We start from the raw sequence: 4,627 nt of genomic DNA on the forward strand, positions 1-4,627 counted from the left end.
CAGGTTGAACCACAAGCAGAACCGCAACGACAGCCGCTACAGTCCAGTAGTGAGATTGGTCAGCTGACAGGTAATAAATATAACGTTCTGAAATCAGTTAATAAAGATGAGCTTATTAACATTCTGAATCTTGGCCTTGATGGGGATCTTGAGCGTAACCAAGTGTTTCTCCGAATGAATCTGAGATCGACGATGTTTAATAGCTATCCGTTCCTCTTATTTTCATCTGAAATTAAAGCAGGCACCGAACTGATCCTCCCGGATGAAGTTTTGCAGAATTACCACCAGCAAGCTGGTCAGCGTTTTGCGAATCAGAATAGTTAACAGATCGGTTTTGATCGTTATGATGATTAGTTATGTTTATCATCTTTCAAGATCATCGCCAGTGAATGGCGTCGTCGGAGGATACCCGAAACCGGTTAAATGCCGCGACGAATGGTGAATGTCGACGGCATTTGGCATCAGAAGCAGCAGAGTGGCTGCGCGTCACTCTGCCAGAAACAGCTCCAGCAATGAATTCAGGAACAGCTTTCCTTTCTCGGTAATTTGCCAGTTATCTGGTGTCTCAGTCAGATAACCCTTCGCCAGCGCTTCATCGATCTGCGGACGAATCACTGACTCGTCAAGACCGGTGAAGCGGCTGAATTCTTCGCGCGGTGCAGCTTCCAGCAGGCGAAAACGATTCATAAAGAACTCAAACGGCTTCTCGCTGTCGGCCACTTCGTGCTGACGATCAAGGTATTTTCCCGCCATAAAACCACGCGGATGACGGGTTTTAGTGGTACGAATAATTCGGCCATCTTCTTGCGTCAGCTTACCGTGTGCACCGCAGCCAATGCCGAGATAATCACCAAAGCGCCAGTAGTTAAGATTATGTTCGCAGCGATAGCCCGGTTTGGCATAAGCGGACGTTTCATATTGCTGATAACCGGCGGCGGTCAGCAGTTTGTCTCCCTGCTCGAAAATGTCCCACAGCGCATCATCATCCGGTAATACCGGTGGACGCGAGCTGAACAGGGTATTGGGTTCAATGGTCAGCTGATACCAGGAAAGATGTGGTGGATTAAGTGCAATCGCCTGACGCAAATCATCCAGTGCCTCTTCCAGCGACTGATCGGGCAAACCGTGCATCAAATCAAGGTTAAAGCTGCGCAGGCCAAGGTCGGCGGCGAGATGTGCCGCACGCTTTGCCTCTTCCGGCCCGTGAATACGCCCCAGCCGCTGTAACTTCTCCGGGCTGAAACTCTGCACGCCAATAGAAATACGGTTAATTCCGGCGCGCTGATAACCGCTGAAGCGATCGGCTTCCACCGTACCCGGATTCGCCTCCATGGTGATTTCAGCGGTTGGCGACAGTGGCAAACGCGCACGTACGCCATCCATCAGCATCATCATCGCTTCACTGCTCAGCAGGCTCGGTGTGCCGCCACCAATAAAAATGGTGCCGACCTCGCGACCGCCGGTTAACGGCAGGTCGTTATCAAGATCGGCCAGCAGGTGACGCACATACTCTTCGTGCGGCACTTCGCCTTTTAACGCATGCGAGTTGAAATCGCAGTACGGGCATTTTTGCACGCACCACGGGATATGGATGTACAGACTCAGTGGCGGACGATTAGCCATTACGCATCGCTTCCAGCAACAGCGTCAATGCTTTACCACGATGAGACAGGGCGCGTTTCTCCTCTTTTGTCAGCTCAGCCGCGGTTTTACCCAGCGCTGGCACAGAGAAAATCGGGTCGTAGCCAAAGCCGCCCTCACCGGCGGCGGCGCGGGTGATTACCCCTTCCCAGCTGCCGTGGAACACCAGCGGCGTCGGGTCTTCAGCATGACGCAAATAGACCAGTACGCAGTGAAACTGCGCCTGACGCTGCTCATCCGGCACGTCCTGCAATGCCGTCAGCAGTTTTTCCAGATTCTGCCGATCGCTGGCGTCTTCTCCGGCGTAGCGCGCGGAGTAGATGCCCGGCGCGCCGCCCAGCGCGTCTACCGCCAGACCTGAGTCATCGGCAATCGCCGGTAAGCCGGTGATGTGCGCCGCATGGCGTGCTTTAAGAATGGCGTTTTCAATAAAGGTTAAACCGGTCTCTTCGGCAGATTCCACGCCGAGATCGGTTTGCGCCACAATATCAAGACCAAAGGCCGCCAACAGGTCGGCCAGTTCGCGGACTTTGCCCGGATTACCGGTCGCGAGAACAACTTTTTGCATAACAGATCCACAATTCATAATTAATGCGTTACAGCAGATACCACAGGCCAGGGAACAGATCCATGCCGAGGTAGTTGAACATATAGAGGATCAAAATCACCACCATCGCGGAGAAATCGATACCGCCCATGGCGGGCAGAATACGACGAATCGGTGCCATTAACGGTTCGGTCAGCTGAATCAGCACGTAATCAACCGCGCCGCGTCCCTGACTGATCCAGCTCATCAGTGAACGAATAATGATCACCCAGAACACCAGGTATCCGGCGGACTTCACCAGCGAAAGCAGACCCACCAGCAGGTTCATCGGATCAACCGAGAATGCCCCGACCTGAATCAGCAGTAAAATCGGGTATTTCAGCGTGGTCAGCACAAAGGCCAGCAGCAATGAGGCGGTATCAACCGGCCCGATAGCAGGAATAATCCGGCGTAAAGGCTTCACCACCGGCTGGGTGATTTTGACGATAAACTGCGCCAGCGGATTGTAGAAATCACAGCGTGACCACTGCATCCAGATGCGCAGCAGCAGTACCATGACATAGAGATCGATCAGGGTCTTGACCAGAAAAGTCAACGTCAGCATGAGGTTCCTCAGTTATTGTTGTGAGTAGCGTTAGCGTAATCACGCGCGCCAAAAATTGCGGTGCCAATCCGCACCATAGTGCTGCCTGCCGCGATGGCGGCGTCCATATCGTCGCTCATTCCCAGAGAAAGCGTATCGACGGATGGGTAATGCTGTTTTAATTGCGCCAGCGCGTCAGCCATCTGCTGGCACACCGCCAGCTGGCGTGCGTAATCGCTTTCCGGCGCCGGGATCGCCATTAATCCCCGCAGCTGCAAACGTGGCAATTGCGCGATTTGCCGCGCCAGCTCCGGCAAGGCATCCAGCATGATGCCAGATTTACTCTGTTCGTCACTGATGTTTATTTGAATCAGCACATTTAGCGGCGCGAGACCGGCAGGGCGCTGCTCATTAAGACGCGTGGCGATACGCAGGCGATCAACGGTATGACACCAGGCAAAATTCTCTGCCACCAGTCGACTCTTATTGGATTGCAGCGGGCCGATAAAGTGCCAGACCAGTTGCGGATAAGCCGCCAGCGCCTGGATTTTATCTACCCCTTCCTGCACGTAATTCTCACCAAATGCTATCTGCCCGGCGGCAACCGCTTCTTCGACCGCGCTCGCAGGTTTGGTTTTACTGACTGCAAGCAGCGTAACTTCTGCTGGATCGCGGCCGCAACGTTCTGCCGCTGCTGAGATTCGCTGGCGAACTTCCTGTAGGTTTTGCTGGATTGAGATCATAGTCAGGAGAACTTAATGGATATGGAAGAAATTGTGGCCCTTAGTGTAAAGCATAACGCCGCCGATCTGCACCTGTGCAGTGGTCATTCACCGCAGTGGCGCTGTCAGGGGCGGCTGGGCGCGGTGCCGGGTCAGAAAAAAATCTCTGCCGCCGCGCTGGAATCGCTGGTGATGGGCTGGCTCGATACCAGCCAGCGCGCCTTTCTTGAATCTACCGGCCATGTCGACTTTGCGCTGACCTTAGCCAGTGGCACCCGCCTGCGCGCCAATTTGTTTCAGCAACGTCACGGGTTATCGCTGGCTTTACGGCTGATCGCCAGTCAGTGTCCGCCGCTGGAGCAACTGGGGCTGCCCGATATCATCCCGAGCTTATTACAGCAGCAGGACGGTCTGATATTGATTACCGGCGCAACCGGCAGTGGCAAATCCACCACGCTGGCGGCGATGATTGATGCGCTTAACCGCCAGCGCGATCTGCATATTATCACCCTCGAAGATCCGATTGAGTTTATCCATAACAGTCAGCAATCGTTGATCCAGCAGCGGGAAATTGGTCAGCATTGCAGTTCGTTTCACGAAGGCTTACGCGCCGCGCTGCGTGAGGATCCGGATGTTATCCTGCTTGGCGAGCTTCGCGACAGCGAAACCATACGTCTGGCGCTGACTGCGGCAGAAACCGGCCATCTGGTGCTGGCCACATTGCATACCCGCAGCGCCACCCAGGCGGTCGATCGGCTAGTTGACGTCTTTCCGGCGGAGGAGAAAAATCTGGTGCGCTGTCAGCTGGCAGGTAGCCTGAAAGCGGTGATTGCGCAGCGGCTGGTGGCGGCGAATAACGCCGGGCGCGTGGCACTGTTTGAGCTGCTGGTCAGCACGCCAGCGGTGGCGAATATGATCCGTGAGGGCAAAACCCATCAGTTACCCGGATTGCTGCAAACCGGTATGCAATCCGGGATGTGTACGTTTGAGCAGAGCCTGCGCCAGCGTATTGCAGCAGGTCTGGTGGCCGCTGAAGGTGAAGGCCCAACGGCGGTTAATGATTCTCGAACCAGCTTTCCAGGATAATCACCGCCGACAGGGAATCGACGCTTCCTTTGGTGAGCGCACGGAAAC

General features: G+C 54.7%; 6 protein-coding genes and 1 pseudogene. 2 read left to right on the plus strand and 5 right to left on the minus strand.

Annotation, left to right across the window (positions count from 1 at the left end):
* Positions 1 to 324, plus strand: a 324-nt coding sequence (locus tag NG42_RS22910) for a hypothetical protein (RefSeq protein WP_052899406.1), incomplete at its 5' end; no start/stop codon positions are given.
* A gap of 162 nt (positions 325 to 486) precedes the next feature.
* Here NG42_RS22910 and hemW read toward each other — a convergent pair.
* The 4 genes from hemW to NG42_RS11190 are packed head-to-tail and all read right to left on the minus strand — an operon-like array spanning position 487 to position 3,514.
* Complete coding sequence (gene hemW / locus NG42_RS11175; RefSeq protein ID WP_052899407.1) at positions 487 to 1,623, minus strand: radical SAM family heme chaperone HemW; 1,137 nt, start codon at positions 1,621 to 1,623, stop codon at positions 487 to 489.
* A complete protein-coding gene (locus NG42_RS11180; RefSeq protein ID WP_052899408.1) occupies positions 1,616 to 2,209 on the minus strand; it encodes an XTP/dITP diphosphatase in 594 nt (197 codons plus the stop codon). The genes hemW and NG42_RS11180 overlap by 8 nt, the downstream gene beginning before the upstream one ends.
* 28 nt (positions 2,210 to 2,237) lie before the next feature.
* The gene (locus NG42_RS11185) at positions 2,238 to 2,792 is read right to left on the minus strand and encodes a YggT family protein (RefSeq protein WP_052899409.1); all 555 of its coding nucleotides are present in this window, start codon (positions 2,790 to 2,792) and stop codon (positions 2,238 to 2,240) included.
* An 8-nt stretch (positions 2,793 to 2,800) separates the two neighbouring features.
* The gene (locus NG42_RS11190; RefSeq protein ID WP_052899410.1) at positions 2,801 to 3,514 is read right to left on the minus strand and encodes a YggS family pyridoxal phosphate-dependent enzyme; all 714 of its coding nucleotides are present in this window, start codon (positions 3,512 to 3,514) and stop codon (positions 2,801 to 2,803) included.
* 15 nt (positions 3,515 to 3,529) lie between these two features.
* Here NG42_RS11190 and NG42_RS11195 point away from each other — a divergent pair, with 15 nt between their 5' ends.
* Positions 3,530 to 4,579, plus strand: a complete 1,050-nt coding sequence (locus NG42_RS11195; protein WP_052899411.1) for a type IV pilus twitching motility protein PilT — start codon at positions 3,530 to 3,532, stop codon at positions 4,577 to 4,579.
* Here NG42_RS11195 and NG42_RS23505 read toward each other — a convergent pair.
* Positions 4,548 to 4,627 (minus strand): annotated as a pseudogene (locus NG42_RS23505) (Holliday junction resolvase RuvX); the annotation flags it as partial. The gene NG42_RS11195 and the pseudogene NG42_RS23505 overlap by 32 nt on opposite strands.

Source organism: Winslowiella iniecta (assembly GCF_001267535.1).
Classification (GTDB): Bacteria; Pseudomonadota; Gammaproteobacteria; order Enterobacterales; family Enterobacteriaceae; genus Erwinia; species Erwinia iniecta.

Bases quoted from the DNA above. Each gene is read 5' to 3' on its own strand.
- NG42_RS11195 (WP_052899411.1), top strand. From the start codon at position 3,530: ATGGATATGGAAGAAATTGTGGCCCTTAGTGTAAAGCATAACGCCGCC.
- hemW (WP_052899407.1), bottom strand. From the start codon at position 1,623: ATGGCTAATCGTCCGCCACTGAGTCTGTACATCCATATCCCGTGGTGC.
- NG42_RS11180 (WP_052899408.1), bottom strand. From the start codon at position 2,209: ATGCAAAAAGTTGTTCTCGCGACCGGTAATCCGGGCAAAGTCCGCGAA.
- NG42_RS11185 (WP_052899409.1), bottom strand. From the start codon at position 2,792: ATGCTGACGTTGACTTTTCTGGTCAAGACCCTGATCGATCTCTATGTC.
- NG42_RS11190 (WP_052899410.1), bottom strand. From the start codon at position 3,514: ATGATCTCAATCCAGCAAAACCTACAGGAAGTTCGCCAGCGAATCTCA.